Here is a 26,845-nt window from a genome sequence, read left to right as displayed (position 1 = left end):
GCCCTGGACGGCAAGGGCGAAACCAACCTGGCCAAGCCCACCGCCGACGGCGTGCGCGAACCGCTCAACCGCCGCGCGACCATCGACATCAACTTCTAATATCCGACGGAAAGCCGGTCTGGACAAACCAGACCGGCCGACCGGGGACGATGAAAGTGTCGATCCAGAGACATGGAGCCGCCGTCGCCTCAACAGCGATGGCGGTTTTCGTGCGTTCGGGCGACGGCGCCCCGCCCCATTCCGGGAAACGTCGCCGGGGTCGATATTTTCTGTTGATCGCGCGGAAACGTGGCGACACAAGTCAGGTGATGACCGCCTGCCTTGAACGTCCCGATTGCATCGGCCGCGCCAGCGGGCCGGCCCTGAAGTCTGGACCGTCGGAGGCCAAGACGATTTAGATGTCGGACCTCAGATCGTCCTCCAGACTATTGTCGGCGCGCCGTCGCCGCCGTTACCGCCTGCGCGCGGAACCGCCTCAGCGCGGGCCGGCCTCGCGCGCCCGTGTCCCCCAGTCCGGCGTATCGGCGACGATTTCCACCTTCCCGTCGACCCCGCCGCTGCATGCGCGGGCAGGTCTGGCCGGCCGTCGTTTTCTGATCGTCACGGCGCCCTTCGGCGCCTTCGGCATGGCCCTGGCGGGAGTGCTGGAAGGGCAGGGCGCCCAGGTGAACCGCATGATCTTCAACGCGGGCGACGCCTTGAACTGGCGGCGCGCGGGCGGGATCGCGTTCAAGGGTGCGGCCCAGGCCTGGGCCGATTCGATCTCGGCGCTTGACGCCTACACCGACGTCATCGTGTTCGGCGAGGCGGGACCTTACAATCGCGCCGTCCTGGCGGCGGCGGACGGCCTTTCGTGCCGTATCTGGGTGCTGGAGAACGGCTATTTCCGCCCCGACTGGGTCACGGTGGAGCGCAACGGCGTCAATGGCTCCAGCGCCCTGCCGCGGTTCCGCGACGGCTATCCCGAACCGGCGCCGCTTCTGCCCGAGCCGCATCAGGTCGGCAAGATCCTGCCGCACCACGTCGCCAACATCAGCGCCTATCATACGGTGCAGATCCTGGGCGGCCCGCTGTTTCCGAACTACGCCGCGCCCTATGTCTTCTCGCCCCTGAAACAGTGCTGGGGCCATATTCGCCGCTACATCAGCCTGGCGTTCCGCCGGCCCGAGAACTGCGACGCCGACGTCATCAAGGCGCGGGGCGACTTCTTCATCGCCTGCCTGCAGCGCGAGGGCGACGCCCAATTGCTGCGCTATTCGCGTTACGCCGACAACTGCGCCTTCCTGGCGGCGGTCATCGGAAGCTTCGCGCACAAGGCGCCCGCCGCGACCCGGCTGGTGATCAAGAACCACCCGTTGGACCCGGGCGTCATCGACCTGCGAAAGATCACGCTTCGTCTGGCCCGGGAGCATGGGCTGGAGGGGCGCGTCGATTTCATCGACGGCGGCAATCTGGCGGCTCTGTGCCGCGCCTCGCAGGGCATGGTGGTGAACAACTCCAGCGCCGCCCTGTCGGCCCTGGGATTCCACACGCCGGTCAAGGTGATGGGCGACGCCTTCTTCGATTTCGAAGGCCTGACCGATCAGAAGCCCCTCGACGACTTCTGGTCCGCCCCCGAGGCGCCGGACGCGGCCCTGTTCACCCGATTCCGCGCCCACGTCATCGCCCAGAGCCAGGTGAACGGCAACTTTCACGAGCCCCACGCCATATTGCCCACCGCCCGCGGCGTCGCCGAGGTCTTCGAGCGCGCCGGTCGCTAGGCGTTGAAACCAGGCTCAGGTGTGGCGCCAAGACCACCCTTCGTGCGTGTCATATTGTTGTCACATAACTGTCGCCCCAGGTTCCGACATCGGTCCTAGAGGAGGCTGGATTGCGACATGCCGATCATGTCCTAGACCATTTTTCGGTCCACCAGCTGGGGATAGCTTATGACCTTCCGCAACCTGGCGTACGGCGCCTCCGCCGTCGCCATCTTGATGTCTGCCTCGACGGCCGCCTTCGCTCAGGAAACGACCGGCGCCTTGTCGGGCGGCGTTTATAACGCTGCGGGTGCGCCCATCGCAGGCGCCGTCATCACCATCACGCACGTGCCGACCGGCACGGTTGCGACAACTGTCGCAGACGCAAATGGTCAGTTCTCGGCCCGCAACCTGCGCGTTGGCGGTCCTTATGTGGTCCGCAGCACATCGGCGGCTGGCGATGCGGTCACTCAGGTCGCCTCGATCGGTATCGGCACGGCCGTCGCTGTCGAATTGGTTGTGGCTGGCGCGGAAACGGGCGGCGCCTCGGATTTGGGCGAAATCGTGGTGACAGGTTCGGCCGGCGGCGGTCTGCGCACCTCGCCGCGCTCCAACATCGGCCTGGCCGACATCGAGACTCTGCCGAGCGTCAGTCGCGACATCCGCGACTTCGTCCGCACGACGCCCTTCGCCACCGTCGATCCGTCGAACAACGACGCCCTGTCGATCGGCGGGCAGAGCAACAGGATGAACGCCTTCCTGGTGGACGGTATTCGCCAAGGCGACGACTTCGGCCTGGCCGCCAGCGGCTATCCGACCGTTCGTTCGCCCATCTCCATTTCGGTTCTGGAAGCGGTCAGCGTCGATGTCGCGCCGTATGATGTCCAGTATGGCTCGTTCCAGGGCGGCGTGATCAACTCGGTGACCAAATCCGGCACCAACGAGTTCCACGGCGAGGTCTTTTACGAGAAGACCGACCAGGACATGCAGGGTGACACCTTCAGCTTCGACGATTTCCAGACCGGCGCGCGTCGCAATGTCGATCTGTCGAGTTCGGAATTCGAAGAGAAGACATGGGGCGCCACCCTCGGCGGTCCGATCATCAAGGATAAACTGTTCTTTATCGCGAACTATGAAAAGTTCGAATCCACCCAACCGGTCCTAACCGGCCCCGTCGGGTCGGGCGCCCCGGTTGAGGTTCCCGGCATCACTCAGGACTTGGTCAATCAAGTCCGTCAGATCGCTCGGGACGTCTACGGCTATGATCCGCTCGACGCGATCGCCGACGAACTGACCACCCAGGACGAGAAATACTTCGCCAAGCTGGACTGGAACATCAACGACCGCCACCGCGCCGTCGTGTCCTATCAGCAGACCAAGGGCGGCGTCCTCAGTCTGAACAATACATCTACGAGCGGAACCTACCCCAGCGTCGGCCTGCTTTCCTCGGCATACACGCTTGAGTCGAACCTGGTAGCCTATAAGGCTCAGCTGTTTTCGGACTGGACCGACCGCTTTTCGACCGAGTTCGCATTCTCGCGCAAGGAGGTCGAGAATATCTCCTCGAACTTGGCCGGTTCGGACTTCGCCGCCTTCCAGGTTTATCTGGACAACCCCGGCGGCCCGGCGCCGCGGCGCTCGATCCGCTTTGGTCCAGAGCGGTCGCGGCATGCCAATGCGCTGACGAACGACGTCAATCAGTATCGCGCCGTCGGCAGCTATCGCGCGGACGGCGGTCACAACTTCACCTTCGGCTACGAGCGTGAAGAGACGGAAATCTTCAACCTGTTCGTCCAGTTCGCGAACGCGGAATACGAGTTCGCCTCGCTCGCCGATTATGAAGCCGGCCGCGCCTCCTCTATCGGCTATCAGAACGCCGCCTCGAACAATAAGAATGACGCTGGCGCCTCTTTCAGCTATGCGCTGAACACCCTGTTTTTCCAAGACGAATGGCAGATCAGCCCCAGCCTGACCGTCAACGCCGGTCTGCGCTACGACTGGTACGAGTCGGACGACAAGCCCTTGGCCAACCCGCTGTTCGAACGCACCTACGGCTTCGCCAGCAACAGCAACATCGACGGCATATCCGTGTTGCAGCCGCGCTTCGGCTTCAACTGGCGCGCCAATGATTCTCTGACCGTTTACGGTGGCTTTGGTCGCTTCCAGGGCGGTTCGCCGAATGTGTGGGTTTCGAACAACTACACGAACACCGGCAACCTGCTTGGCACGTTCCAGTGCAAGCGCGCCGGCTACGCCTCCAACTTCGCCACCACCTTCCCGGTGTGCCAGGGGGATGAGTTTGCGGCCCTCGACAACGTTGACGGCTTCAACGTCGCCCAGGTGGCCAAAGACCGCGTGACCACCAGCGCGAACCTCGGCACCGGCCTGATCAACATCATCGACCCGACCTTCGAGACGCCTTCCATCTGGAAGACCTCGCTGGGCGCCGTCCAGACGTTCGATCTGAGCCGTTGGGGTGTCGGCGAAGGCTGGACCGTGCGGGCCGAATATGTCCACTCGGAAATCGACAAGGCCGTGGGCTGGGTTGACCTCAATCTGGCGCGTCAACAGGGCGTCAACGCACCCGACGGTCGTCCGACCTTCTTCAATGACACCGCTACGCCGTTCACTCAGCCCGTGCTCATGCTTACCAACACCACGGGCGGTGAAACTGACCAGTTCGCCATCTCTTTGAGCAAGGAGTGGTACGACGGCTGGGCTCGCGGGCTGGGCTTCAACTTCTCCTATACTTACTTGGATTCAACCGAGCGTAACCCGGGCACCTCGTCCGTCGCCCAGTCGAACTACCAGCAGGTCGCGGTGGCTGATCCGAACAATATCGTCGTTTCAGACTCAAACTACGAGATCGAAGACGCATTCAAGCTGAACCTCAGCTACAGCCGCGCCTTCTTCGGCGACTACATGACCCGCATCAATCTGTTCGGTCAGCGTCGCTCGGGCCTGAACTTCAGCTATGCCTACGGCACTGGCGTGAACACCCTCTTCGGCGAAATCTCCTCGCAACAACGCGGCCTGTTCTACGTGCCCAAGACCGACTCGTCGGGTCAGGTCACCGCTAGCAGCGATCCCATCGTTCGCTACGCCGCAGGCTTCGACTTCGCTGCGTTCAACCAGTATCTGCAACGCACCGGTCTGGCCGGTTACGCGGGTCAGATCACGCCGCGCAACGCCTTCAAGTCGCCGGACGTGACCACCTTCGACCTGCATATCGAACAGGAACTGCCGGCCTTCTTCCCGGGCGGTGCGCGTCTGTCGCTGTATGCCGACATCGAAAATATCGGCAACATGCTGAACGACGAGTGGGGTGTGATCCAGCAACTAGCCTTCCCCTACTATTCCACGGATGTCACGGCGCGGAACTGCCAGCGGGCTTCCGCAAACTGCGCCGCCGGCGTCGGCAACTTCTATCAGTACGACGGCCTCAGCCAGGATACGGCTAGCTCGATCAACACCTCCTCGGTGTGGCAAGCCAAGATCGGCGTCCGCTACAAGTTCTAAGCGGAGCACGATTGCGCAAAGAGAAGGGCGGTTCGTTCGCGGGCCGCCCTTTTTGTTTGTCTGGAAGCGGCGGCGTTGAAGTCGGCGGGACTTGGGGCCATATGGCGCGGCTCCGTGCCCCCTGTCGCCGCCTGTCTAGGACGCCCGCATGACCGCTCCCATCCCTGCCGCCGTCCCTGCCGAGTGGGCTCCGCACCGCGCCATGTGGGTGGGGTGGCCCAGCCATGCGGAATACTGGTTCGAGGCGCTGAAGCAGGCGCAGGACGAGGTCGAGGGGCTGGTTCGGGCGCTGGCCGGGCCGGGGCGGGAACGGGTCAGGCTGATGGTCGGCAAGCCCGAACTGGCGGCCGGGGTTCGCGCGCGCCTGGCGGGCGTGGACAATGTCGAGGTCGTGGCGGGGACCTTCGGCGATGTCTGGCTGCGCGACACCGGCCCGATCTTCGGCGCAGGGTCCAGGACGGCGGCGGCGTTCCGGTTCAACGGCTGGGGCGGCAAATACGACATGCCGGGCGACGATCTGGTCGCGGCCCAGATCGGCGAACACGCCGGCGTGGCCCTGAGCTGGAACGACTTCGTCATGGAGGGCGGGTCCCTGGATCACGACGGGGAGGGCACGGTCCTGACCACACGCCAGTGCCTGTTGAACCCCAACCGCAACCCGGCCTGGAACCAGGATGAGGCGGTCGCGGCCGCCGCGCTTGAAAAGGCGATCGGCGCCAGGGTCGTGCTGTGGCTGGGCGACGGCCTGCTGAACGACCACACCGACGGCCACGTCGACAACCTGGCCCGCTTCGTCGCGCCGGGCGTGGTCGCCTGCCCGATCGCCTGGGGCGAGGACGACCCCAACGCCGAGGTCTATGACGCCGTGGCGCGCGATCTGTCGGCCATGACCGACGCGGCCGGGCGCAAGATCCGTGTGCTGAGGATTCCGTCGCCCGGCCTGGTGCTGGACGAGGACGAGCGCCCGATCCCCGCCAGCCACATGAACTTCCTGATCGCCAACGGCGCCGTGGTCGTGCCGACATACGGCGACGCGCGCGCAGCCGACATGGCGCGCCAGGCGTTGAAGGAGGCCTTCCCCGATCGCGAGATCATCCCCCTGCCGTCCAACGCCATCCTGACCGGCGGCGGATCGTTCCACTGCATCTCCCAGCAGGAGCCGGCGTGAGTGACGAGCGCCAGTGAGCAAGGGGTGAGCGGGGGCGCGCCCCGCAGTCACCGAGACCTGAAGGTCTGGCAGATCGCCTTGGATATGACCGAGACGCTCTACCGGACAACGGCCGATTGGCCGAAGTCGGAGCAGTACGGCCTGGTCAATCAGGTCCGTCGAGCGGCTGTTTCCGTGCCGGCGAACATCGCTGAATGGGCGGGGCGTCGATCGCTCGGAGAGTTCATGCACTTCGTCGGCATCGCGCGGGGCTCGCTTGCGGAACTTGAGACCCTGCTGACCATCGCGCGCCGTCTCGAATACATCGAAGAGCCGCCGTTTCGTGCGATAATGGACGACCTGTTCGAGCTGGGACGCATGACCACGGGCCTGATGAAATCGCTCGGCGACCGTCGTTGATCAGCTCACCTCTTGCTCACCAGCACTCTTCACCGGAGCCCCGCATGACCCGCAAACTGACCGTCGCCGGCATCCAGACCTCGTACGGCGAGGACATTCAGGCCAACATCGCCAAGACCGTCGACTTCGTGCGCGAGGCGGCGTCCAAGGGCGCGCAGGTGATCCTGCCGTCGGAGCTGTTCCAGGGGCCGTATTTCTGCGTGTCGCAGGAGGAGCATTGGTTCAGCCACGCCTATGAATGGCGCGAGCATCCGTGCGTGACGGCGCTGGCGCCGGTGGCGAAGGACCTGGGCGTGGCCATTCCGGTGTCCATCTTCGAGAAGGACGGGCCGCAGTATTACAACTCGCTGGTCATGCTGGACGCGGACGGGGAGGCGCTGGGCGTCTATAGGAAGAGCCACATCCCCGACGGCCCCGGCTATCAGGAGAAATACTATTTCCGGCCGGGCGACACGGGCTTCAAGGTGTGGAAGACGCGCTTCGGCAGGATCGGGGTCGGCATCTGCTGGGACCAGTGGTTCCCGGAAGCCGCGCGCGCCATGATGCTGATAGGCGCGGACGTCCTGATGTATCCGACCGCCATCGGCACCGAGCCGCACGACGCGACCCTGCATACGGCCCAGCCCTGGCGGCGCGCCATGCAGGGCCATGCGGTGTCCAACGCCGTGCCGGTGGTGGGCGCCAACCGCATCGGCCACGAGACGGTGACGGAGGTCGGCCAGACCTTCTACGGCCATTCCTTCATCGCCGATCAGCAGGGCGAACTGGTGGAAAGCCTGGGCGCCGAGGAGGAGGGGGTGCTGGTGCACGGCTTCGACCTGGACGAACTGGACAAATACCGCGCCGCCTGGGGCTTCTTCCGCGACCGGCGCACGGACCTGTACGGGGTGCTGACGGGCAAGGGCTGACCCGATCCTCCCCCGCCTCAGCGGGGGAGGGGACCGCCGTAGGCGGTAGGCGGTGGGGGGGCGGGCCCCGCACCCTATGTGGAACGGTCGAGGTCTGCCTCGTTTCCGCCCCCTCCACCACTTCGTGGTCCCCCTCCCCCGCGAACGGGGGAGGACCTAGACGCGCATCGCCTCGACCGCCGCGACCAGTCGGTCCAGGTCGGCGGGCGTCGACAGGCGGTGGTCGCCGCCTTCGATCAGGTCCAGGCGCACGTCGCCGCCGGTCAGGCGCTCGACCAGTTCGATCTGATGGCGCCAAGGCACGACGTCGTCGGCGCGGCCTTGCAGGATGTGGACGGGCGCGGCGATGTGGATGGACCCGTCCAGCAGCAGCCAGTCCCGCGCCTCCTCGAACATGCGCCGGGTCAGGACATATTCGCCCAGCCCCTCTTCGACGACCAGGGTTTCGCCTTCGCGCAGGATGGCCTGGCGTTCGTGGTCGGCCAGGCCGGGCCACATCAGCCGTTCGGTGAAGTCCTGGGCCGGATTGACCAGCACAAGTCCCTTGATCCGCGCCGGACGCGCCAGCGCCGCCAGCAGCGAAATCCAGCCGCCCATCGACGAGCCGACCGGGATGACCGGTCCCGACAGGCTGTCGATCAGGGCCACGGCGTCCTCGCGCCAGCGGCCGATTGTGGCCTGGCGCCAGTCGCCCGAAGACCGGCCGTGGGCGAAATGGTCGTAGCGGACGTAGTTCCAGCCGCGTTCGCGCGCGGCGGCGTCCAGGGCCAGGGCCTTGGTCCCCTCCATGTCCGAGCGGAAGCCGCCGACCCAGACGGCGGTCGGGCCGTCGCCTTCGACGCGACGATGGGCCAGGGTTTCGCCATCGGGGCGGGACAGGGAGCGGAGATCGGTCATGGCGGCGTTGTGCCCGGACTTTCGGCCTCCGTCATCCCCCGGGCTTGACCCGAGGATCGAGGGTGCAGCACACGGGGTGTCGAAGTCGACAAAGGCCGTTCGTTTGCCCGCACCCAAGGTCCTGTTCATCGCGCCCAATCGCATCGGCGACAGCGTCATCGCCTCCGGCGCGATCCGCGAGATCCTGCGCCAGACGCCGGGCGCCCGGATCACGGTGGCCTCGGGCGGACCGCCGGCGCCCTTCTATCGCTCGGCGCCCGGGGTCGAGCGGGTCCTGGTGGTCGAAAAGCTGAAGTCCAAGATGCACTGGCCCAAACTCTGGGCCCAGGTGGTCGGGACCCGTTGGGATCTGATCATCGACGGTCGAGGCTCGATCCTGGCCTGGCTGACGCCCGCGCGGCGGCGGCGGGTCTATTCTCGCGCCATGGAACACGGCGCGCCGAAGGTGGAGATGATCGCGCGGCTTCTGGGCGCCCCCCGGGCGCTGGAGCCGGAACTGTTCATCGACGACCGCGCCCGGGCCGAAGCGGCGGCTGTCGTCGATCCGCAAACGTCTGCGGCGCCCGGCCCGATCCTGGCGCTGGCGCCCATCGCGGTGCAGCCGGGAAAGAGCTGGCCGGCCGAACGATGGGGCGAACTGACCCGTCGGCTGAGAGGCGAGCCCCGCTTCGCAGGCTGGCGCATCATGCTGGTGGGCGGACCGGGTCCGGGCGACCGGGCGGCGGCGACGCCCGCCCTGACGGCGGCCGGACCGGCCGGCGTCGACTTCGTCGGCAAGGGCGACATTCTGGCCTCGGCGGCGGCGATCCAGCGCGCGGCCCTGTTCGTGGGCAACGACTCGGGCCTGATGCATGTGGCGGCGGCCGCCGGCGTGCCGACCCTGGGTCTTTTCGGTCCGACGGAATGGTGGCTGTACGGACCGCGCGGGCCGAAGACGCGCACCGTCGCCGCCAATCCGCGTCGGGGCGAGTTCGCGCCCATCGAGGCGCTGACCGTCGATCAGGTGTTCGCCGCCGTGCTCGATCTTCACGACGCCTTCGTCGCGCGGGGGCAGGGAACGGAGGCCGAGGCATGAGCGATGCGCCGCGCGCCCTTTTCGTCAACTCCGACCGGATCGGCGACTGCGTCATGTTCTCCGGCGTGATCCGCGAGATCGATCGCCAGCTGCCGGGCGCGCGCATCACCGTGGCCTGCGGACCGTCGGCGGCCGCCCTGTTTCGCGCGGCGCCGGGGGTGGAGCGGGTCGTTCCCCTGCCCAAGAAGAAGGCCGGCGGACACTGGCTGGATCTGCTGAAGGCGGTCGGGACGACCCGCTGGGACATGGTCGTCGACATCCGCGGCTCGGGCCTGGCCTATCTGCTGCGGGCGCGCGAGCGGCGCATCTACAACCGGCGCTGGGAAAAGGGGCGGCCCAAGGTCGAGATGGTTTCGGAGATGATGAGGGCGGCCGGAACCCTGGCTCCCGAAATATTCCCGGACGCGGCGGCGCGGCGCGCGGCGTGCGCGATCCTGGGCGAGGATCTCTCGCCCGTGCTGGCCTTCGCCCCGATTTCGACGGACCCGGCGCGCAGCTGGCCGGCCGAGCGCTGGGGGCGGCTGATCGAGCGGCTGGCGCGGGAGCCGGCGTTCGACGGGTGGCGGTTCATGGCGGTGGGCGGCCCCGGCGACCAGCCTGCGGCGGCGCCGGCCCTGGCGGCGGCCGGGTCGAGGGGGATCGATGCGGTCGGAAAGGGGGACATTCTGGCCTCGGCGGCGGCGATCCAGCGCGCGGCCCTGTTCGTCGGCAACGATTCGGGTCTGATGCATGTGGCGGCGGCGGCAGGAACTCCGACGCTGGGCCTCTTCGGCCCCAGCGAGTGGTGGCACAAGGCGCCCTGGGGGCCGAAGAGCCGCTTCGTGGCCTCGAGCCAGACGCGCGGCGAGTTCCAACCCATCGAAGCGCTGACGGTGGACCGGGTGCTCGCCGCGGTTCTGTCGTTGCACGCCGAGTTCATCGGCGGGGGATCGACGACCAAGCCTTGAAATAACAGCCTCTCGGCGTCATATTGCCGGCCTTGAGGGGAACGTGGCGCTCGCCGCGCCATTTCGCTCATCACGACATACGCCTTCTTTGACCACATAAGGAAACGACGCCCATTCGCCGTCCCATGCAAGCGCCGCCCGTGAAAGACGGGCCGCGTATGAACCAGGATATCCGCGCCCCTCGCGTTCTGCTCATCGACCAGAACGGCGAAAAACAGGGCGTCATGCCCACCTCCGCCGCTCTGGAAGCCGCCGAGGAAGCCGGGATGGACCTGGTCGAGATCGTCTCCACCTCCGAACCGCCGGTGGCCAAGATCCTCGATTACGGCAAGCACCGTTTCCAGGAGCAGAAGAAGAAGGCCGAGCAGCGCAAGCGCCAGAAGGTCGTCGAGCTGAAGGAAATCAAGCTGCGGCCCAATATCGACACTCACGACTACGAGGTGAAGGCCAAGGCCATGCACCGCTTCTTCGACGAGGGCGACAAGGTGAAAGTCACCCTGCGCTTCCGCGGTCGTGAAATGGCGCACCCCGAACTGGGCATGAAACTGCTGAACAAGGTCCAGGCCGACTTCGACGAAGTGGCCAAGGTCGAGTTCGCGCCCAAGATGGAAGGCCGCCAGATGATCATGATCCTGGCCCCGCGCTGATCGCGATTCCTCGCCGAACATGGAACGCCCCGGCCGCAAGCCGGGGCGTTTCGTTTGTCGGGCGGTCGAAGGCGGCGGGCCAGACTCCGGGCCAGACTCGTCTTGCGTCGCGGGGCGTCTTGGCGTAGAAGCCGCGCCTTCGCGTACCGAACCGCCGGGCGAACAGGCATGCCTGGGCGGTTCTTAAACTCAGGAGGGACAACCGCACCCAATGGGCTCAAGTAGTCCGAAGGACGGTAGCCCCTCCAAAAAGGAGACTGAAATGCCGAAACTGAAGACGAAGTCGGGCGCCAAGAAGCGCTTCAAATTCACGGCCACTGGCAAGGTCAAGGCCGGCGTTGCGGGCAAGCGTCACCGCTTGATCAGCCACAACTCGAAATACATCCGCCAGAACCGCGGCACCGCCGTCATGGCCGACGCCGACGCCAAGAAGATCAAGTCCTACATGCCCTACGCCTGATCGGCGCCGGGTTCACAGACGATCTTCCGCACTGAATTTGAACAACAGTCCCTCAAGCAGCAAGCCGCCGCGCGGCGCGCGATAGGGACTTCCCGAAGGGAAAAACAACATGGCTCGCGTTAAACGTGGCGTAACCTCGCACGCCAAGCACAAGAAGGTTCTGGAGCAGGCCAAGGGCTTCTCCGGCCGCCGCAAGAACACCATCCGCACGGCCAAGGCCGCCGTCGACCGCGCCGGGCAATACGCCTATCGCGACCGTCGCGCCAAGAAGCGCAACTTCCGCGCCCTGTGGATCCAGCGCATCAACGCCGCGGCCCGCGTCGAAGGCTTCACCTACAGCCAGTTCATCAACGGCCTGAACAAGGCCGGCATCGAACTGGACCGCAAGGTCCTGGCCGCCATCGCCGCCGATGCGACCGGCTTCAAGGCCGTCGCCGACAAGGTCCGCGCCGCCCTGGCCTGAGGCTCGCGCTCAAGCCGCGCGCGACCGCGTCGCGAGCCTGGCGCAAAAAGAACGACGCCTGCTCCGGTTCGCCGGGGCGGGCGTTTTCGTTTCTGGATGTCGGGTTCGTCCCGCCGGCGCCCCCGGAATGACGACCTGAATTCAGGCGGCCTGGCGCTCTGCGGCGGTTTCCGCGGCGGCGGCCAGCACCATGCGGATGGCGTTCAAGAGGGCGTCGGGCTGGATCGGCTTTTGCGCCACCCCGTTCATGCCGGCGGCGATATAGTCCAACTCGTCGCGTTCGTCGGCGTTGGCGGTCAGGGCCAGGATGGGCACGGCGCCGGCCGGGGCGGGCAGGGCGCGGATGGCCCGCGTCGCGGCGGCCCCGTCCATCACCGGCATCTTGATGTCCATCAGGACCAGGTCGAAGGGCCGGGCGGCGACGGCGTCCAAAGCCTCGCGCCCATTCTCGGCCATTTCGCAGGTGCAGCCGAACATCTCCAGCAGCTTGCCGGCGACGAAGCGGTTGGCGGCGTTGTCGTCGACGACCAGGACGTGAAGCGTATCGTGCGGCGTCGGCGCGGCCATGTCCGGGACCGGCTTTCCGATCCCGTCCGAAGGGCGCAGCGGCAGGCGCACCTGGAAGCGGGCGCCGCCCTGGGGCGAGGTGGTCAGGGCGATGTCGCCGCCCATCCGCTCGGCGATCTGGCGGCAGATGGCCAGGCCCAACCCCGCGCCGGCGCCCTCCCGGCCCGCCTTGCCGGTGTTGAAGGGCTCGAAGATGGTCGCCGCCGCCGCCGCAGGAACGCCGGGGCCGCTGTCGTCCACGGTCAGGACCACCTGGCCGTCCGCGCGGCTTTCGATCAGGGCGGCCACCTCTCCGGCCGCGGTGAACTTCAGGGCGTTGCCGATCAGATTGTTCAGAAGCTGTTTCAGCCGCATCCCGTCGGCCTGGACGCAAGGGACGGCCAGGTCGGTGCGCACGGTCAGGGACAGGGCCTTTTCCTCGGCCCGCGCGCGCCACAGGGCGTCGATGTCGAAGGCGACGGCCGACAGGTCCAGCGGCTCCTCCTCCAGGGTCAGCATCCCCGCCGAGGCGCGCGACATGTCCAGGGCGTCGGTCAACAGCCGCAGCAGGCTCTGGCCCGAATCGATCACCGTGCGGACGTAGGGGCGCAGCTCCTCCTGCTCCAGCTTCTTGTCCATCAGGGCGGCGACGCCCAGCACCCCGTTCAGCGGCGTGCGGATCTCGTGGCTCATCACCGCCAGGAATTCGGACTTGGCGCGGCTGGAGGCGACGGCCTCGGCCTCGGCCAGGGCCAGGTCGCGGGCCAGGGCGCCCATCTCCTCGGCGCGCTGGCGGTGCAGGGCCGCGCCGGCCTGGACGACCTGCAAGGCCGTGCCGACCCCGACGTAGCGCCCGCTCGACACCACGATGAAGCCGCTGAGCAGCGCGCCCAGTTCGGCGGCGTCATACGCCTGGAAGAAGGTTTCGGCGCTGGTCGAGGCGTCGGCGACGGGGGCGTTGCGGTCCATCAGGCTTTCGGCCGGCTTTCGCGCATAGAGGGCGCGGCCGAACTCGGCCGCCATCCGCAGGGTGAAGGCGTTGCGCTCGATGATCCCCAGCGGGCGCCCGTCGTCGTCGACCACGGCCAGGGCCAGGGTGTTCGGCTCGCTCTGGAACCGTTCGAACACCTCCGCGCCCGGCGTGGACGGCGCCACGGGCGCGATCAAGTCTACGAAATCACCGATCAGCGGCATCAAGGTCCCCACCTGTTCCGCCACCGCCTTAGCCACCGATGTTTAACGCCGGCTTTGCCGTTCATGAAGCTTTCGCGGCGGGTTTTCGACAGTCGATCCGTTGACGGATCGAAACGTCCGATCGCCTGAAAGACCTCGGACCGTCGCCTTGACGCCATGAAGGGTGACGAAACGGCTTTCGCCCGCTAAGGCGTCAGCCACAATGACCGATCTCGCCACACTCGAACTCGATCTGATCAACGCCATCGGCGGCGCGGAGAGCGTCGCGGCCCTGGAGGCAATGCGCGTCGCTGCCCTGGGCAAGTCCGGCTCGATCTCGGGCCTGCTGAAGGGCCTGGGCGCGATGAGCCCCGACCAGCGGCGCGAACAGGGGCCGATCATCAACGGTCTGCGCGACCGGGTGTCCGCCGCCATCGCCGCGAAAAAGGCCGAACTGGAGGCCGCCGAATTGGATGCGCGGCTGCTGGCCGAGCGCATCGACCTGACCCTGCCGGCCCGGCCGCGCCGCAAAGGCGGGGTCCACCCCACCATGCAGACGATGGACGAGATGATCGCCATCTTCGCCGAGATGGGTTTCGCGGTGGCGGAAGGTCCCGACATCGAGGACGACTTCCACAACTTCACCGCCCTGAACTTTCCGCCCAAACATCCGGCGCGGGAGATGCACGACACCTTCTTCCTGAAGCCGGACCCCGAGACGGGCGAGCGCAAGGTGCTGCGCACCCACACCAGCCCGGTGCAGGTCCGCACCATGATGTCGCAGAAGCCGCCGATCCGCATCGTCGCGCCGGGCCGCACCTTCCGCAAGGATTCGGACGCCACCCACACGCCGATGTTCCACCAGATCGAAGGCCTGGTGATCGACCGCGACATCAACATGGGTCATCTGAAGACGACGCTTGAGACCTTCATCGCCCGCTTCTTCGAACTGGATGAGGTTCAGGCGCGGTTCCGCCCGCACCACTTCCCCTTCACCGAACCGTCGGCCGAGATGGACATCCGCTGCGACCGTTCCGGCGGCAAGCTGGTGTTCAACACCGGCGACGACTGGCTGGAGATCCTGGGCTGCGGCATGGTGCATCCCAATGTGCTGACCAACTGCGGCCTGGACCCGGACGAATGGCAGGGCTTCGCCTTCGGCATGGGGGTGGATCGCCTGACCATGCTGAAATACGGCGTGCCGGACCTGCGCCCGATGTTCGAGGCCGACACCCGCTGGCTGGCCCACTACGGCTTCTCCGCCTTCGCCGCGCCCAATCCTGCTTCCGGCCTTTCCTAATGAAGTTCACCCTGTCCTGGCTGAAGGACCACCTCGAGACCGAGGCGGACGTCCACCAGATCGCCGAGGCCATGACCATGGCCGGGCTGGAGGTCGAAGAGGTGCTCGACCCCGCCGCCAAGCTGGCGCCCTTCACCGTGGCCCGGATCGTCTCGGCCGAGCGTCATCCCAATGCGGACCGGCTGCAGGTCTGTCAGGTCGAGACCGTCGACGGGATGAAGGAGATCGTCTGCGGCGCCCCGAATGCGCGGGCGGGCCTGACCACCATCTATGCGCCCATCGGCGCCTATGTGCCGGGCCTGGGCGTGACCCTGGTCGAGAAGCCGGTGCGCGGCGTGGTGTCGAACGGCATGCTGTGTTCGGCCTCGGAGCTGGAGCTGTCGGAAGAGAGCGACGGCATCCAGGAATTGCCGCCCGAAATCCCGGTGGGAACCCCGGTCGCCGGCCTGTTCGGGGCCGAACCCGTGATCGATTTCGAGGTGACGCCGAACCGGCCCGACTGGCTGGGCGTCGCCGGCATCGCGCGCGATCTGGCCGCCGCCAGCGTCGGCAAGCTGAAGCATTTCGACATCGCCGTGGTGCGCGGCGGCTTCCCCTCGCCGATCTCGGTGCGGCTGGAGGCGCCGGAGATGTGCCCGGTCTTCGCCGGCCGCGTGATCCGTGGGGTCCAGAACGGCCCGTCGCCGGCCTGGCTGCAGAAGCGGCTGACCGCCATCGGCCTGCGTTCGATCAACCGGCTAGTCGATGTGACCAATCTGATCGCCTACGACCGCGCCCGCCCGCTGCACGTCTATGACGTGGCCAAGCTGGTCGGGACCGAGATCGTGGTGCGCGCGGGGCAAGCGTCGGCCGAAACCGGCGAGGCGGAACATCTGATCGCCCTGGACGGCAAGACCTATGCGGCGTCGCCGACCGACTGCGTCATCGCCGACGCCGGGGGCGAGCGGCCCATCGGCCTGGGCGGCGTCATGGGCGGGGAATCGACCGGCTGCGACGACGATACCACCGAAGTCTTCCTGGAGAGCGCCTGGTTCGACCCGCTGGTCGTCGCCCAGACGGGCCGGGCGCTGGGCATCCATTCCGACGCCCAGTACCGGTTCGCGCGCGGCGTCGATCCGGTTTCGGTCACGCCGGGGCTGGAGCTGGCCACGCGGCTGATCCTGGACCTGTGCGGCGGCGAGCCGTCCGACATCGTCTTCGTCGGCGAACCGCCCGCCAGTCCGGCGCCCTTCGCCTTCGACCCCGCCCATGTGAAGCGGCTGACGGGCATGGACCTGGCCGACGACCGGATCGGGACCATCCTGGGCCAGCTGGGCTTTCTGGTTCAGGCCGCGCCCGCCGGACAGGGGAAGCCCTGGATCGTCACCCCGCCGTCGTGGCGGCGCGACGTCGAGGGGCCGGCCGACCTGGTCGAGGAGGTGGCGCGGATCGAGGGCTTCGACAGCCTGCCCGACCTGGCCCTGCCGCCGGTCGCCCGCCCCGCCGGCGGCGTGCTGAACCCGCGCCAGGCCCGCGTCCGCACGGCGCGCCGGGCCCTGGCCGCCCTGGGCTACGCCGAAGCCGTCACCTGGTCCTTCACCAAACAGTCGACGGCCGCCCTGTTCGGCGGCGGGGACGAGCGACTTGTGCTGGAGAACCCCATCGCCGCCGATCTGGACTGCATGCGGCCCTCGGCCTTGCCGAACTTGATCCAGGCGGCGGCCAGGAACGCCGCGCGCGGCCACGCCGACGCCGCCCTGTTCGAGATCGGCCCCATCTATCTGGGCGACGGCCCGGCGGATCAGCGCACCGTCGTCGCCGGTCTGGTCGCGCCGCATCCCGCCCGTCACTGGGCCGGCGCGGGCGAGGACGCCCTGTTCACGCTCAAAGGCGATCTGACCACCCTGCTGGAAGAGATCGGCGCCCCGGTCGCCGCGCTGCAACTGGTTCAGGGCCAGAACCGCGACTGGTGGCGCCCGGGCCGTTCGGCCCGGCTGCAACTGGGCCCCAAGAATGTGATGGTCGAGTTCGGCGAACTGCATCCGCGCGTGTTGAAGGCGCTGGACGCCGACGGCCCCATGCTGGCCTTCGAGATCGTGCTGGACAATGTGCCCGAACCGCGCGGCAAGGGATCGAAGGCGCGGGGCTCGGCCGACCTGGCGACCCTGATGCCGCTGACTCGCGACTTCGCCTTCGTGGTCGAGGAGGGCAAGCCCGCAGGCGACCTGGTCCGCGCGGCCGCCGGCGCCGACAAGGCCCTGATCGCCGAGGTCCGCGTCTTCGACGTCTATCGCGGCAAGGGCGTGGAAGACGGCTTCAAGTCCGTCGCCTTGGAAGTCGTGATCCAGCCGCGCGACGCCACCCTGGCGGAAGCCGAGATCGAGGCCCTGACCAGGAAGGTCGTGGCCGCGGTCGAGAAACAGGGCGGCAAGTTGCGGGCGTGACTATCAGAGCGGCTTTGAGACGCGATGTCGAAGCCCGCTTTCGATCCATCGGAGACATTCTGAATGTCGGCTTCGTGATGGCCCATGCTGAAACGCGCGTAGCTTAACGATCGCGCTGACCGAAACCCATGCGCTGGCTTGAGGGAAGATTGAGCGACACGGACGCCTCTTCGATTACATGATTTCGTGAAGCGATAAAGACCCCCATTCCTGAGATCGCCAACACGACCACAAGCCCGAGAACAGGTTCGCCAAAGACAACAAGCGCAAGACCTGCTGGAAGGATACCAGCAGCAAGCGTTGCTGAAATAAGCAGGATAAGCCGCGATGGGCCAGAGGTCGAGTTGGCGCGCTGGACGATGAGCCAAGCACCGAACGAAACAATGGCAGCTATCGCGAGAACCATGAACCAACCAAGCGTAAGTTGCTTGGCAATGATACCGAGAGATTGTTCGACCAATTCCGGCGTGAAGCCACGAAGCAGACAAGTCGCGAGAAACGCGACGATGTGTATCGCAGCGAGGTTCGCCAGAGGGACAGCGAGAGAAAACAAAAGCCCGCGCGCGAACGGCATGCAAAGACTCCCTAGCGGTGGGTTTCAAATTCGCGCGCCTTAGTTACATTTAGGTTTAGACTGCAAACATTTGCGGGCTAATCGCCCATGGCGAATCCACGCAACATTGCATGCTGTTGGCTGGGTGGTGCCTGTTCGGTAAGTTCCCGTTAACCTTGAAGCCGCAAGGCTGCCGCAAAGGTCGGGGACGGTGCGACAAGGACCGGCGCGCCGGCCGGCCGTCCTCTCGCCGACTTTGGAGCGCCCCCCATGCATCGTCGCCAACTGATCCTTTCGGGCCTCGCCACCGCCGCCGGCGCGTCGTCGCTGGGGGCCTGCGCCTCGACCCCGGCGCGCGATCCCAACTATCCCATCGCCTCGGATCAGACGGCCCAGGCCTATAGTTTCGACGAGCTGGTGGCGGCCGGTTCGCGCGAGCTGGGCATCGCGGCCGAGGTCGTGGGCGGCGCCATCGAGCGCGTCTTCGCCGACCAGGGCGACCGTCCGACCGCCTATATCGCGGGCGAGGAGGGGGCCGGCGCCGTCGTGGTCGGCGCCCGCTACGGCCGCGGCGCACTGCACATGAAGGACCTGTCGGCCTCCCAGGAGGTGTTCTGGCAGGGGGCGTCCATCGGCTGGGACTGGGGCGGCAACGCCAGCCGGGTCTTCACCCTGGTCTATGGCCTGTACCACCCCGACATGATCTATCGCCGCTATCCGGGCGTCGAGGGGTCGGCTTATCTGGTTGCGGGCCTGGGCGTGAACTATCAGCGCGCCGACGGCATCGTCCTGGCGCCGATCCGCACGGGCGTCGGCCTGCGCCTGGGCGCCAATGTCGGCACCATGAGCTACAGCCGCCAGCGGAATCTGCTGCCGTTTTAAGCGCGCTATGCTCGCGACGCGGTCGCTCGCGGCTTGAGCGCGCGATCATCGCTTTACGTCAGCCGACCAACCGCAACGGCGGCGGGGCGTCCAGCAGGGCCGCCAGTCCCTCGCGCCAGGTCGGATAGCGCGGCCGCCAGTCCAGTTCGGCCTTGGCCCGGGCGTTGGAGACGCGCTTGGAGTCCAGGTAGAAGCGGCGCATGGCCTCGCTGACGCTGTCGTCGGTCCAGTCGACTTCGGGCGGGCGGGGCAGGCCCATGCGCGCGGCGGTCCATTCCATCACCACGTCGGACGCCGCCGGTTCGTCGTCGGTCAGATTGTAGGCCGCGCCCGGACGCGGCCGGGCCATCGAGGCGAACAGGCCCGAGACGACGTCGTCGACATGGATGCGGTTGAAGATCTGGCCGGGCTTCCTGACCAGCCGTGCGCTTCCGTCGCGCAGCCGCTCGACCACGTTGCGGCCGGGGCCGTAGACGCCGGGCAGGCGGAAGATCTGGACCGTCAGGCCCATGCCCTGCGCCCCGTCCAGCCAGTCGCGCTCGGCCCGCACCCGGCGCGCCCCTTCCAGATTGGCGGCGTTCAGCGGCCCGTCCTCGAACACCCAGCCCCCCGCCCGGTCGCCATAGACGGCGGTGGAGGAGACATAGCCGATCCAGTCGGGCCAGGCGTCGCCGGCCAGAGGGGCCAGCGCGCGCAGGGCAGGGCACCCCTGGGCGTCGGGCGGAGCGGTGATCAGGACGGCGCTGGCCGCCTCAAGCGCCGTCTTCAGGGCGGCGGCGTCGGCGGGGTCCAGGGCGGCGATCCCTTCGGCCTCCAGCGCGCGCCGCCGTTCGGGATCGCGCGCTGTCGCCACGGCCCGCCCGCCGCGCCGGACGGCTTCCAGCGCCGCCGCCTCCCCCAGATAGCCGCCGCCGAAGACCAGCAGATTCAGGGCGGGGGCGTCGGGCATCGGACGGGAACTCAGGCGGCGGAGGAACGGGCGGAAGCGATCGGAACGGGCGCGGCGGCGGCCGATGGCGTCTCGTTTTGCAGCGCCTCGGCCCGGCGTTGGTTCCAGGCCGAGACGCAAGGGACGCGGTCGAGGTCGGCGCGGTCGGCGTAGCGGCGGGCGATGTCGGTCACGTCCTGCATCAGCCCCTCGGCAAGGGTGATGGGCTTCAGCCCCAGTTCGCGGAATTGGTCGTTGGCGACGACAAGGTCGTTCTCGTCGGCCTCCTGGCGCGGATTGGGCACGTTGTGGATTTCCGCCCCGGTCATGTCGGCGACCATCCGGGCCAGGTCGCGCACGCGCCGGCTCTCGGTCATCTGGTTCAGGATCTTGACCCGCTCGCCGCGTTTCGGCGGGTTCTTCAGCGCCAGTTCGACGCAGCGCACCGTGTCCTGGATGTGGATGAAGGCCCGCGTCTGGCCGCCCGATCCGTGCACGGTCAGGGGATGGCCCAGGGCCGCCTGCATCAGGAAACGGTTCAGCACCGTGCCGTAGTCGCCGTCATAGTCGAAGCGATTGATCAGACGCTCGTCCGCCCGAGTCTCGCGCGTCTGGGCGCCCCAGACGATGCCCTGGTGCAGGTCGGTGATCCGCAGCTGGTCGTTCCTGGCGTAGAACTGAAACAGCAGGGCGTCCTGGGTCTTGGTCATGTGATAGATGCTGCCCGGATTGGGCGGGAACAGGATTTCCTGCTCGGCCGGGCCGTGGTCGGTGTCGACCGTGACCTTCAGATAGCCCTCGGGGATGCGCAGGCCGGCGGTGCCGTAGCCATAGACCCCCATCGTCCCCAGGTGGGTCAGATGCACGTCCAGGCCGCTCTCGACGATGGCGGCCAGCAGATGGTTGGTGGCGTTGATGTTGTTGTCGACGGTGTAGAGCTTGTGCCGCGCCGACTTCATCGAATAGGGCGCGGCCCGCTGTTCGGCGAAATGGACGACGCTGTCGGGGGCCAGGTCGCGGATCAGGGCGACCAGGCGGTCGAACTCCTTGCCCGCCGTCATGTTGACGAAACCGATGTCGCGACCGGAAATCTCTTTCCACGCCCTGATCCGCTCGCCCATGGTGCGGATGGGCGTCAGGGACTGGACCTCCAGCTCGTTGTCGATGTTGCGGCGGCTGAGGTTGTCGACGACGGTCACGTCCCAACCTTCGGCCGACAGATGCAGGGCCGTCGGCCAGCCGCAGAAACCGTCGCCGCCCAGAACCAGAACGCGCATGGAATGAAAGCCTCTTCGTCGTCTCGAAGGCCATGCCTAGCCCACCCGCGGGCCCTCGGCAAAGCGGCGCCGTTGACAGGCGGGTGCGACGCTTTGACGAATCCCCCTTGGAAAGGCGTCTCACACAGGCTAAGTCTCGCCTGTCTCCCACTCAAACGCAGCTTTACGGGCGCATACCCGGCTGTTCGCGGCTTGAGCCGATCATGACGGTCGGTCCCGAAAGGACCGGCGCACCATGCGGGCGGCAAGGCATTCCGACAGATCGACAATCGGGGATCGGCCCCGGGCGAAACGGAACCACGAAACGGACGGCGCCGGCCCCAGGGCTCAGGCCCGCCCCTGCACACGGTAGCGCGAATGAGAGATTTCAAGGGCATGAAGCGTCAGCGCGGACGCAATCGGAACAAGGCGGGCGCCAACAACGCCAACAACGCCAATCCGAATCGTTCGTGGGATTCGCAAGGCCCCGAGAACATCAAGGTCCGGGGCAACGCCCAGACCGTCTACGAACGCTATCAGCAGCTGGCCCGCGACGCCTCCTCCGGCGGCGACCGGGTGCTGGCCGAAAACTATCAGCAGCACGCCGAACACTATTACCGCGTGTTGAGGGCGCTGCAGCCCCAGCGGTCCTTCTCCGACATCGCCGCGCGCGAACAGTCGAACCAGGGCTTCGACATCGACTTCGAGGACGAATCCGGCGTCCAGGCCGCCGCCTTCCTGGCCGCCCAGCAGGCCGCCGAACGCCAGGCCCAGGACGCCGCCGAACGCGCCGAGCAGAACCAGGCTCAACCCCGCGACCGTGACCGCGACTACAACCGCGACCGCGATCAGAACCGCGAACCGCGCGAACCCCGCGAGCCGCGCGAGGATGGCGAGGCCCGCGCCGAGGGCGAGGGCGGTCGTCGCGAAAGCCGCCGCGAACGCTGGGAGCGTCGCCGTGAGGAACGCAACCGCCGCTTCGACAACCGCGAGGAGGGGGGCGAGGATGTCGCCGCCCGCGTCGATGCCGCCCGCGCCGATGCCGACAGCGCCGAGACGGCGGCGCCCGCCGTCGAAAGCCCTCCGGCCGAGCCCGTCCCGGAGGCCGGCGAGCCCGTCGCCGAGACGCGCCCGGCCCGCCGTCCGCGCCGCGCCGCCCTGGCCGCTGCGGACGAGGGCGAGGTCCCGACCGCCCTGCCCGGTTTCCTGACCCGTGCGCCCGCTCCCGCCGCCGCGGCGGCCCCGGACGGCGAGGCCGAGCCGCCCGTCCGCCGCCGCGCGCCGCGCCGCAAGGCCGAGGCCGCGACCACCGAGGATTGACGACAACCCAAGCGCGCGTTTTACGATATCGCAACTCTGACGTGTCATCGGTGGCGCGTGGGAGGCGTCATGGATATCGTCTTGCTGGTTCTGTCCCTGGCCCTGGCGGCGATGTGCGCGGGCCTGTGGCTGTGGCTGCACGCCCATGCGGCGGTCGTCCGGCTGACGCAGGACAGGGCGCGGCTGGAGCGTCGCCTGGCCCAGGCCGCAGAGACCCAGCGCCAGGCCCTGGCCGCCGCCGAGGCCGAGGTTCGCCGCCTGACCGCCGAGGACGCCGCCAAGGCCGAGGTCGCCCACGCCCTGGCGCGCGAACTGCGCACGCCCCTGACCACTGTGACGGGCTTCGCCCAGCTGCTGCAGACCCATGCCGAGGCCGATCGGCTGACGCCGCGACAGTCGCAGGGGCTGCGCCGGATCGAGGCCGCGGGCGCCGTGCTGCTGGCCCTGGTGGAGGAGGCGGACGATTTCGTCGCCTCGGGCGACGCCGGCGCCGCGCCCTTCGTCCAGCGCGTCGATCTGCGTCTGGCCCTGCGCCAGGCGTGCGACGGACTGGAGCCTCAGGCGCGGCGGGCGGGGGTGACGCTGGATTGCCCGGCGGCGCAGTGGGGGCTGGCGGTCATGGCCGATCCCGTCGCCGTGCGACGCATCCTGCGCCGTCTCGTCGAAAACGCCTTGGTCCATTCGCCGCGCGGCGGCGCGGTGCGGATGACGGCGACGCGACAGGACGACCATGTCGTCGTCGCCGTGCACGATCCCGCCAAGCCGCCTGAAGAGCCGGCGACCGCGCGGCCGTTTCAGCCCCTTGACGGCCAGGACGCGCGGGGCGGCACGCGCCTGGGCCTGTCGACGGCGCGAAGACTGGCCGAGCGGATGGGCGGGCGGCTGGACGCCGCGCGCGACGCCTGGGGCGCGACGACCTATTCCCTGGCCTTGCCGGCGGCGGGCGCGGGCCTGGCGCCCGATCCCCCGGCGCGGGATCGGCCGACGGCGACGGCGCTCTATGTCGAGGACAATCCGGCCAATGTCGCCCTGATGCGCCAGGCGGCCGGGGCGCTGGGCCTGACGCTGCACGCCGCGACCACGGGGCCGGAGGGGCTGGAGCTGGCGCGGGCGCTGGGGCCGGACGTCATCCTGCTCGACCTGGGCCTGCCCGGCATGGACGGCTATGAGGTCAAGGCGGCGCTGGACGCCGATCCCGTCACGCGCGACACGCCGGTCCTGGCCCTGACGGCGGCGACCACGCCGGCGGATCGCCGGCGCGGACGGGCGGCGGGGTTCGGCGCCTATCTGACCAAGCCGCTGGATCTGAACGCCCTGGCCGACGCCCTGACCCGGGCGTTGTCCGCCCATTCGCCGCGTGCTGGGAACGGCCCCGGCCTTGACGCGCACCCGCGACGAAGGGCCTAAGGGAGCGGTCCCGCCGTCAGGTCCGCCCAAGGTCAGCGTTCTATGCGTCAGTTCGTCCGGTTGGTTTCGTCCCCTCTGCGCGCCCCCGCCCTGCTGCGCCTGGCGGCTCTGGGCGCGCTGGGCGGGGTCGCGGCCTGCGCCGCCACGCCTCCGCCGCCTCCGCCGCCGCCCGCATCGACCGGGACGGCCCTGATGGATTGGCGGGGCGTCATCACCTCGGCCGACCGGGACCGCCACCGCCGCGTCGCTGCGGCCTGGACCCTGGCCCTGCAGCAGGCGCGCCGCCAGCCCGGATCGGGCGACCTGAACGCCCTGGGCGAACTGATCCAGCCCCAGGCGGCCCGGCCGGGCGTCGCCCCCCCGCCCGGCGACTATCGCTGCCGCACCGTCAAGCTGGGGTCGCAGGGCGGCGAGGACGGCCTGGGCTATGTCGTCTACGGCTGGTTCGCCTGCCGTATCGAACAGACGCCGCAGGGGCTGAAATTCTCCAAGCTGACCGGCTCGCAACGGCCGTCGGGCCTGCTGTTCCCCGAGGACGACCGGCATATGGTGATGCTGGGCTCCATGGCCCTGGCGCAGGAGCCGGCCGCCAGCACCTATGGCCGCAATCCCGAGCGCGACCTGGTCGCGGTGCTGGAGCGGATCGGCGAGGCGCGCTGGCGGCTGGTCCTGCCCTGGCCGCAGAACGAATCGAACCTGGACCTGATCGAACTGGTCCCCGGCCGCAGGCCCGGCTGAACCGGCGCCGAGGTCTGAACCCAGGCAGGGGGCGCGGCGTTCATCCTTTGGAACCGAAGGAGACGCCCATGCGCCGCATCCCATCCATCCTGACGCTGACCACCGCTGCCGCCCTGTCCGCCGCCGTGGCGGCGTGCGGGGAAAACAGTCCGTCGACCCCGGCCGAGAGGTCGCCCGCCGTCTCGGCGCCGGCCGAAGGCGTGCCCGGCCAGGCGGCGCCCGAGGCGGCGGCGACGCCCGAGCAGCAGAGCGCCCCGCCGAGGGCTTCGACCCAGGACGGACGGGGCGGGTCTCCCGACTGATCCAGGCCCGCCAGGCCCGCCCTATACCCGCGTCAGCCGCAGGTCCTGATAGTCGTAGGAAAAGTCGATGTCCGGGCTGACCCCCTTCATCGTCGCGGTGGCCGGCTTGGCCGTCTGGATGGCGAAGGTGACGAAGGCGTCCTCCTCGCGCTTGTCCGGGAAGCGGGTGCGGAAGGTTTCGCCGTCATACGGCTCCAGCCAGCCCTGCAGCGCTGGCGTATGGGTGAAGCGCAGCCACAGGCCGCTTTTGCGCCTGCGGCCCCGCCCTTCGGTCCGGGGTTCGACGACGATGTCGCCGTACCAGGGGTCGCGCCAGGTCCCGGCGTAGGCGTCCAGCGGCATGGCGGGCGGGGCGCCGGCCGCCTGTTTGGCGTCGATCTCTATGGCGGCCGCCTGGGACCTGGCCTCGCCCTCGGCCTCAAGCCGCTTGGAATCGGCGATCCAGTCGACGTCGACCTTGCCCATGCAGATGTCGGAGATTCCCGAGCGGAGGGCGCGTAGCAGGAAACTCTCTTCCGCGTTGGAGAAGATGCAGAATCCGGTCTTGCGGCCGGGGATCAGCACCGTCGCCGATATGCCGCCGGGCGAGCCGCCGCCATGGCTGGCGATCCGCTCGCCGCGATAGTCCTGGACCTGAAGCCCCATCGCATAGGTCGAGGCGATGGCTCGGTTGGGCAGTTCCGCCGTCGGCCCCGGCGACGATCCGACGATGATGTTGGGGCGATACATCTCGCGCGCCGCCTCTTCGGAGAACAGGCGCGAGCCGTCCGGCAGCTTGCCGTCGTCCAGGCGCACGGCGATCCATTTGGCCCAGTCGGTCGGGGTGGTGCAGACGCCGCCCGCCGCCGCCGCCGAATCCCAGTTCCAGACCTCGGCGATGGACTGGGCGATCTGGACCATCGGCCCGTGGGTGCGCAGCGGCGGTCCGACGCGGGCGTGGGGCAGGGCGGACCGGCCAGCGTCGGCCAGGCGCGCCAGCGGCACGGTCTCGGTCATGCCGACCCGGTCCAGGATCCGGGTCTGGACGAAGGCTTCCCACGGCATGCCCGACACCGCCTCCAGCACAGCGCCCGCGACCACGAACATCAGGTTGCAGTAATGATATCGCGCCCGGAACCCGTCCTCGATGGGCACGAAGGCGGCCTGGGCCAGCACCTCGGCCCGGGTCCGGTCGCTGTTGGGCCAGAACAGCAGGTCGCCGGCGCCCAGGCCGAACCCGGCCCGGTGGCTGAGGGTGTCGCGCACCGTGATGTGGTCGGCGACATAGGGGTCGGACAGCGCGAAGCCGGGCAGATAGGTCTTGACGGGTTCGTCCCACTTGACCTTGCCCTCGTCGACCAGGATGGCCAGGGCGGCGGCGGTGACGTTCTTGGTGTTGGAGGCGATGGCGAACAGGGTGTGTTCGTCGGCCCGCGCCGGCCGGCCCTGAACCTTGACGCCGTATCCGCGCGCCAGGACGGTCGCCCCATCCTTGACCACCGCGACGCCCAGGGCCGGCTGATCCGGCCAGGCCGCCATGCATTTCGCCACATAGGCGTCCACCGCCTGCGCCAGCGAGGCGTCGTCGTTCGCGGCCGTCTGGGCGAACGCCGGCCGCGCCGCCAGCGCCGCCGCGCCTCCCGAAGCGAACAGGGAACGGCGCGAAAGGCGAACGGTCATGGGGCAGGCTCCGGCGAACGGGAAAGCGCGACGCTAGCGCCCGGAAGAGACGCGGCCAAGGGGCGCGTGGTGCGGACCGACGACAAGCAACCTTTTCGCCGGCGTCAGAGTTGGGGATGGGCAGCCGGAGACCGCG

The 26,845-nt window shown here is 68.3% G+C and carries 23 protein-coding genes; 17 read left to right on the top strand and 6 right to left on the bottom strand.

Annotated elements, in window-relative coordinates:
* The first annotated feature begins 398 nt into the window (after positions 1–398).
* From DI624_RS05645 to aguB, 5 genes are all read left to right on the top strand, one after another.
* Positions 399–1,760, top strand: coding sequence for a capsular biosynthesis protein (locus DI624_RS05645; RefSeq protein ID WP_291536561.1), 1,362 nt, complete (start codon positions 399–401; stop codon positions 1,758–1,760).
* A gap of 168 nt (positions 1,761–1,928) precedes the next feature.
* Positions 1,929–5,258 (top strand): TonB-dependent receptor, encoded by a 3,330-nt coding sequence (locus DI624_RS05640; protein ID WP_291536560.1) that lies wholly within the window; start codon positions 1,929–1,931, stop codon positions 5,256–5,258.
* Positions 5,259–5,406: 148 nt separating this feature from the next.
* Positions 5,407–6,426 (top strand): agmatine deiminase family protein, encoded by a 1,020-nt coding sequence (locus DI624_RS05635; protein WP_291536558.1) that lies wholly within the window; start codon positions 5,407–5,409, stop codon positions 6,424–6,426.
* A complete protein-coding gene (locus tag DI624_RS05630; protein ID WP_291536557.1) occupies positions 6,427–6,825 on the top strand; it encodes a four helix bundle protein in 399 nt (132 codons plus the stop codon).
* A gap of 44 nt (positions 6,826–6,869) precedes the next feature.
* Positions 6,870–7,733, top strand: coding sequence for an N-carbamoylputrescine amidase (gene aguB / locus DI624_RS05625; RefSeq protein WP_291536555.1), 864 nt, complete (start codon positions 6,870–6,872; stop codon positions 7,731–7,733).
* 156 nt (positions 7,734–7,889) lie between these two features.
* On the opposite strand, the gene DI624_RS05620 is transcribed toward aguB, so the two are convergent.
* Positions 7,890–8,630: an alpha/beta hydrolase gene (locus DI624_RS05620; RefSeq protein ID WP_291536554.1), complete on the bottom strand. Its 741-nt coding sequence runs from the start codon at positions 8,628–8,630 to the stop codon at positions 7,890–7,892.
* Positions 8,631–8,733: 103 nt separating this feature from the next.
* Between DI624_RS05620 and DI624_RS05615 the strand changes: the two genes are divergently transcribed.
* From DI624_RS05615 to rplT, 5 genes are all read left to right on the top strand, one after another.
* Positions 8,734–9,705, top strand: a complete 972-nt coding sequence (locus DI624_RS05615; protein WP_291536553.1) for a glycosyltransferase family 9 protein — start codon at positions 8,734–8,736, stop codon at positions 9,703–9,705.
* Positions 9,702–10,652: a glycosyltransferase family 9 protein gene (locus DI624_RS05610; RefSeq protein ID WP_291536552.1), complete on the top strand. Its 951-nt coding sequence runs from the start codon at positions 9,702–9,704 to the stop codon at positions 10,650–10,652. Before DI624_RS05615 ends, DI624_RS05610 begins: the two co-directional genes overlap by 4 nt.
* Positions 10,653–10,777: 125 nt before the next feature.
* Positions 10,778–11,299, top strand: a complete 522-nt coding sequence (gene infC / locus DI624_RS05605; RefSeq protein WP_087121347.1) for a translation initiation factor IF-3 — start codon at positions 10,778–10,780, stop codon at positions 11,297–11,299.
* A gap of 262 nt (positions 11,300–11,561) precedes the next feature.
* Entirely contained in the window at positions 11,562–11,759 is a 198-nt protein-coding gene (rpmI, locus tag DI624_RS05600; protein WP_291536551.1) for a 50S ribosomal protein L35, read from the top strand.
* Positions 11,760–11,868: 109 nt separating this feature from the next.
* Positions 11,869–12,222 carry a 50S ribosomal protein L20 gene (gene rplT, locus DI624_RS05595; RefSeq protein WP_291536550.1) on the top strand — a complete coding sequence of 118 codons (354 nt, stop codon included), beginning with the start codon at positions 11,869–11,871 and terminating at the stop codon, positions 12,220–12,222.
* Between the two features lie 141 nt (positions 12,223–12,363).
* On the opposite strand, the gene DI624_RS05590 is transcribed toward rplT, so the two are convergent.
* Complete coding sequence (locus DI624_RS05590; protein WP_291536564.1) at positions 12,364–13,962, bottom strand: ATP-binding protein; 1,599 nt, start codon at positions 13,960–13,962, stop codon at positions 12,364–12,366.
* A gap of 202 nt (positions 13,963–14,164) precedes the next feature.
* On the opposite strand from DI624_RS05590, the gene pheS reads away from it, so the two are divergent.
* Positions 14,165–15,241, top strand: coding sequence for a phenylalanine--tRNA ligase subunit alpha (gene pheS, locus DI624_RS05585; RefSeq protein WP_291536548.1), 1,077 nt, complete (start codon positions 14,165–14,167; stop codon positions 15,239–15,241).
* Positions 15,241–17,664 carry a phenylalanine--tRNA ligase subunit beta gene (gene pheT, locus DI624_RS05580; protein WP_291536547.1) on the top strand — a complete coding sequence of 808 codons (2,424 nt, stop codon included), beginning with the start codon at positions 15,241–15,243 and terminating at the stop codon, positions 17,662–17,664. The genes pheS and pheT overlap by 1 nt, the downstream gene beginning before the upstream one ends.
* Positions 17,665–17,767: 103 nt before the next feature.
* On the opposite strand, the gene DI624_RS05575 is transcribed toward pheT, so the two are convergent.
* Positions 17,768–18,238, bottom strand: coding sequence for a hypothetical protein (locus tag DI624_RS05575; RefSeq protein WP_291536545.1), 471 nt, complete (start codon positions 18,236–18,238; stop codon positions 17,768–17,770).
* Positions 18,239–18,487: 249 nt separating this feature from the next.
* Between DI624_RS05575 and DI624_RS05570 the strand changes: the two genes are divergently transcribed.
* Positions 18,488–19,099 (top strand): DUF1134 domain-containing protein, encoded by a 612-nt coding sequence (locus DI624_RS05570; RefSeq protein WP_291536544.1) that lies wholly within the window; start codon positions 18,488–18,490, stop codon positions 19,097–19,099.
* A 58-nt stretch (positions 19,100–19,157) separates the two neighbouring features.
* On the opposite strand, the gene DI624_RS05565 is transcribed toward DI624_RS05570, so the two are convergent.
* Both DI624_RS05565 and DI624_RS05560 read right to left on the bottom strand, forming a co-directional pair.
* Complete coding sequence (locus tag DI624_RS05565; protein ID WP_291536543.1) at positions 19,158–20,048, bottom strand: SDR family NAD(P)-dependent oxidoreductase; 891 nt, start codon at positions 20,046–20,048, stop codon at positions 19,158–19,160.
* Positions 20,049–20,059: 11 nt separating this feature from the next.
* Complete coding sequence (locus DI624_RS05560; protein ID WP_291536542.1) at positions 20,060–21,304, bottom strand: NAD-dependent epimerase/dehydratase family protein; 1,245 nt, start codon at positions 21,302–21,304, stop codon at positions 20,060–20,062.
* Positions 21,305–21,661: 357 nt separating this feature from the next.
* On the opposite strand from DI624_RS05560, the gene DI624_RS05555 reads away from it, so the two are divergent.
* From DI624_RS05555 to DI624_RS05540, 4 genes are all read left to right on the top strand, one after another.
* Positions 21,662–22,603 (top strand): DUF4167 domain-containing protein, encoded by a 942-nt coding sequence (locus DI624_RS05555; RefSeq protein ID WP_291536540.1) that lies wholly within the window; start codon positions 21,662–21,664, stop codon positions 22,601–22,603.
* Between the two features lie 69 nt (positions 22,604–22,672).
* On the top strand, positions 22,673–24,010 hold the full coding sequence (locus DI624_RS05550) for a hybrid sensor histidine kinase/response regulator (RefSeq protein WP_291536538.1): 1,338 nt from the start codon (positions 22,673–22,675) through the stop codon (positions 24,008–24,010).
* 42 nt (positions 24,011–24,052) lie between these two features.
* Complete coding sequence (locus DI624_RS05545) at positions 24,053–24,748, top strand: DUF4893 domain-containing protein (RefSeq protein WP_291536537.1); 696 nt, start codon at positions 24,053–24,055, stop codon at positions 24,746–24,748.
* Positions 24,749–24,816: 68 nt separating this feature from the next.
* Entirely contained in the window at positions 24,817–25,050 is a 234-nt protein-coding gene (locus DI624_RS05540; protein WP_291536536.1) for a hypothetical protein, read from the top strand.
* 21 nt (positions 25,051–25,071) lie between these two features.
* On the opposite strand, the gene DI624_RS05535 is transcribed toward DI624_RS05540, so the two are convergent.
* A complete protein-coding gene (locus DI624_RS05535) occupies positions 25,072–26,709 on the bottom strand; it encodes a serine hydrolase (RefSeq protein WP_291536534.1) in 1,638 nt (545 codons plus the stop codon).
* Positions 26,710–26,845 lie beyond the last annotated feature (136 nt).

It is taken from the genome of Brevundimonas sp. (assembly GCF_003248455.1).
Classification (GTDB): domain Bacteria; phylum Pseudomonadota; class Alphaproteobacteria; order Caulobacterales; family Caulobacteraceae; genus Brevundimonas.
Note: the sequence above shows the minus strand (reverse complement) of the source record. Positions and strands in the feature narration are given on the sequence as shown.